The sequence below is a fragment of the Variovorax sp. P4_D9 genome, from assembly GCF_056401695.1.
In genome coordinates, this window is the sequence record NZ_JBFUIU010000927.1 from 1 (window position 1) to 3,270 (window position 3,270).

A 3,270-nucleotide genomic window follows, 5' to 3' on the forward strand; every position below is an offset into this window, starting at 1 on the left:
TTGCTCAATACTGCGATCCCCATTCCCTGGTGGAAGGGCTACTCTCTGCGCATGTCGGCGTAACCCCCAGCCCCTGACGAACAGGCCACCGCGTTAGGCGAACTACCCAGCGTGGAAATCCAGGCTAGGCTCGGTGAGCTTCTTGGCCACGGTGTCCTTCTTCATGCCGCGCAGCGTGCCAGCCTGGGCCTCGATGCGGCGGCCGAACTTCAGCCGCCCCCCCATCACACGCGCGATGTAGCGGCCCATCGGGAGGGCCAGCAGCAGTAACAGCAACAGCACCGCGCTGTAGACGACCAGAACAAGCCATGCGTATGAAGTCATGTCAGCTTCTCCGGGTTCAGCAGCGCCACAACGGAAGCGCAGCACTGATCAAAATCTGTACTGCAGCCATGTCGCAAAGAACTCGCCTGAACGGCCGCCTGCTTGCCGGGTTACACCGCCCGGCTCGAAGTGGACGTATGTGGCGGCGACGGTGAGGCGCGGCGTCGCAGACCACTCGATCGAGGCGGTCCACTGTTGGCCGATATAGCGACTTCGCGTTCCCGCTGTACCCTTCACTGGGGTCAAGGGCGGCGCGTAGAACGCATCGGCCTTCGTTTGTTTCCAGAGCGGATTCCAGCCAAGGTTGACCTCCACGGTCGGCGTCACTGCCAGGGTCAGGTTCGGCTGAAGATCAAGAAGATTCGACGGGGCCACGAGATTGGCCTCGGAGAAATAGGGAAGCTTCGGAAACAGCGAATTGAAGGTGCCGAGAGTTCCGTCATGAAGGTTTTTGTCGCCACTGAACGCATCGGCCTTCAGAGCCAGGCGTGGCTTCCAGGTCCGGTCGGAGAACGTATAGCCGCTATCGGTCGACAGAGCCCACGCACGGATGTTGGAGGTGCCGAAGGTCCCGAACTGGAAGACCCCTTCGACGTTCCAGTCGAAGTTGGCGCGACTTCCGAACAGCCGCGTGCCGACGGTTTGCCGGCGCTCGGTCGCGACACCTTGGGCAAAGCGAGCATCCTGGCGGTTGAGTCCCATGTAATAGAGGTCGGCCTTCAGGCCCGCGACGGCGGGCACATCGGTGGTGGCATAGACGCCCCAGAAATCCTGGGTCGGGTCGCGTCGATCGTCGAAACTCCAGGTCTGAGGCGCGACCGGCTGGGCCGCGAATGCGTCGACCCGCAGATCCTTCGATTCGATCCACGTGACACGAACGCCGTCAAACGAACGCCTGACGTTCGGGCTTTCCCTCACGGAGACGAGTCGCGACGAGCCGAAGCTCATCTCCTGGCGGCCGGCCCGCACCGAGAGCTCTCCTTCGCTCACGGGAAGCCGCACTTCGCCGAACCCCTGCAGGATGTCGAGCGTGTCCTTCTGCGTGGGAGGTGGCGAGCCGCTCCATCCGGGCGCATAGCCGCTGACGAACTCCACGAATGTCCGAAAGTTGGGGCCGAAGTGGACGTCGGCGAACAGAAAGGCCCGATTCAGGAAGTAGTCGTTGYGCGGCGGCGGAGCGAGGCCGAAGACGGGCTCTCGCGAGTACTCGTAGCGTTCGCGCAGTTCTCCGCCGAGGGTCATGTACCAGGACCCCTCTTCGTTCAGCGGTATCCACTTGAGAGGGTCCAGGAAGCTCGCTCGCATGGCCGGATCGTGCATGGCGGTCCAGTCCTCGTCGAAGCGGAAGGCCTTGAAGCCCGGCCGCTCGACGCTGCTTTGAGCCATCGTCATTTGACTCGCGCAAAGCAGCGAAGCCAGCAGCAGGTGTCCGAGGCCGATACTGACCGGGGTCTTTCCCATGACAGTTCTCTATTCGCGATCCTGTGCGATGGGTTCCTTTGACTGTGCATCCAKGGCGCCATGWTCGACGCYTGCRYGAGGCRCYGCATCAGCAAGACGAGGCGCGCTTGCCTCTGTCRGAMGAACGAGCTGCAAAAATTTATGCGAGAGCCCTCGATCTTTGCGCCTCTTTTATGGACACCTTGGTACGCTCTCCATTTCGGCCTTGATTCTTGATTCTTCATGAAAGTCAATGTGGCAGACACGCACGGGAGTTCGGAGCACAGTCGTCCAAGCGGTGATACGAGAGCGAATACGAGTCTCTGGTCCCGGTTCGCGGGATGGGTGTATGGGACTCGGCAGCCGAAAGACATGACGCTTGAATGGAGTTGCTGCGGTACGCCCATGCGCGATCCCGCCGAGGCCTATTTGGGCCGCGTCGAATCGTTCGAGTTGTCGATCAATTCCTGCGCGCACTGCGGCATGCTTTGGCTGGGCGTCCGTTCGTTGGCCACCACCGTGATGCGGACGGAGCCTTTGTCTCGGACGGACGCCGAAGCTTTCCTCGCGGCATCCCCTGGGACCGAACGACGCGCGATGATGCGTGCATGGTTGCGGCGGCATCTGCAGCAAGGGGGGTCGCGGGCGGTCGAGCTCTGAGCGACGAGCGGCCGCGCGCGAGGCGGGGTCGTGGAGAGCTCAGAGGAGACCGAGCGACCGTGCCTTGGACAGAGCACCGGAGCGGTTCTTGACGCCAAGCTTGCCGTAGACGTTATGGAGATGCCACTTGAGCGTCCCCTCCGAGATGAAGATGGCCTCGGCGATCTCCTTGTTGCTGAGGCCCGATTCCAGGCGCTTGAGGATGGCCACTTCGCGCCGGGTGAGTTCTTCCGCGGCAATGGCGCCCGGAGATTCGACTGCCCCCTGCCCCTCGGCCTTGCGCATCGACTGCTGCAGTCGGCGCGCCAGCGGCCCGGCCTCCGAGCCGCGCAGTCGCTCCGGATCCAGCCGCTCGACCAGCGGGCGCAGTTCATCCGCCTCGTCGAGAAACAAGCGTAGGTAGTGCCGGGGCGCCGCAATGGCAAGGGCCTGCTGCAGGTCGGTCAAGGCGCCGGCCCATTCACCGTCCTGGCGACGAGCCAGCGCGCGCAGCAGCAGCAGCTCGACCCAGCGGTGCGCCAAGCCGCGCTGCTGGCAATACGCGATCGCCTCGTCGAGCGCCTGCGCGACCTGTCCGGGCGATTGCTGCAGCAGGAAGCGCGAGGCGGCCCGGAAGGCCTTGTCGGCGACCAGGCCGGGGATGGCGTTCCCGCACGGCAATTCGCCGAAGCCGAAGCGTGCGGCGACCACCCGGGCCTCGTCGTGGCGCCCGGCGCGGGCCAGGCCGCTGCACTCCTCGGCCGCCAGTGCCAAGGTCACGCGCCGGAGCCCGCGGCGCGCGCCCAGTTCCTGGCCCTCACGCAGAATGACCAGGGCGCTGCCTTCGTCATGGCGCAGGCGCTGCAG

General features: G+C 64.3%; 4 protein-coding genes. 1 reads left to right on the forward strand and 3 read right to left on the reverse strand.

Annotation, left to right across the window (positions count from 1 at the left end):
- Positions 1–102: 102 nt before the first annotated feature.
- Together AC1DY5_RS48430 and AC1DY5_RS48435 are read right to left on the reverse strand one after the other, a co-directional pair.
- Positions 103–324 (reverse strand): hypothetical protein, encoded by a 222-nt coding sequence (locus AC1DY5_RS48430; protein ID WP_478121468.1) that lies wholly within the window; start codon positions 322–324, stop codon positions 103–105.
- 48 nt (positions 325–372) lie between these two features.
- A complete protein-coding gene (locus AC1DY5_RS48435) occupies positions 373–1,644 on the reverse strand; it encodes an alginate export family protein (protein ID WP_478121469.1) in 1,272 nt (423 codons plus the stop codon).
- Between the two features lie 525 nt (positions 1,645–2,169).
- On the opposite strand from AC1DY5_RS48435, the gene AC1DY5_RS48440 reads away from it, so the two are divergent.
- Entirely contained in the window at positions 2,170–2,424 is a 255-nt protein-coding gene (locus AC1DY5_RS48440; RefSeq protein ID WP_478121470.1) for a hypothetical protein, read from the forward strand.
- Positions 2,425–2,463: 39 nt separating this feature from the next.
- On the opposite strand, the gene AC1DY5_RS48445 is transcribed toward AC1DY5_RS48440, so the two are convergent.
- A partial coding sequence (locus tag AC1DY5_RS48445; RefSeq protein WP_478121471.1) for a helix-turn-helix transcriptional regulator occupies positions 2,464–3,270 on the reverse strand: 807 nt, incomplete at its 5' end.

Excerpts from the sequence above, each read along its gene's own strand:
- AC1DY5_RS48440 (WP_478121470.1), top strand. The coding sequence starts at position 2,170 with ATGCGCGATCCCGCCGAGGCCTATTTGGGCCGCGTCGAATCGTTCGAG.
- AC1DY5_RS48430 (WP_478121468.1), bottom strand. The coding sequence starts at position 324 with ATGACTTCATACGCATGGCTTGTTCTGGTCGTCTACAGCGCGGTGCTG.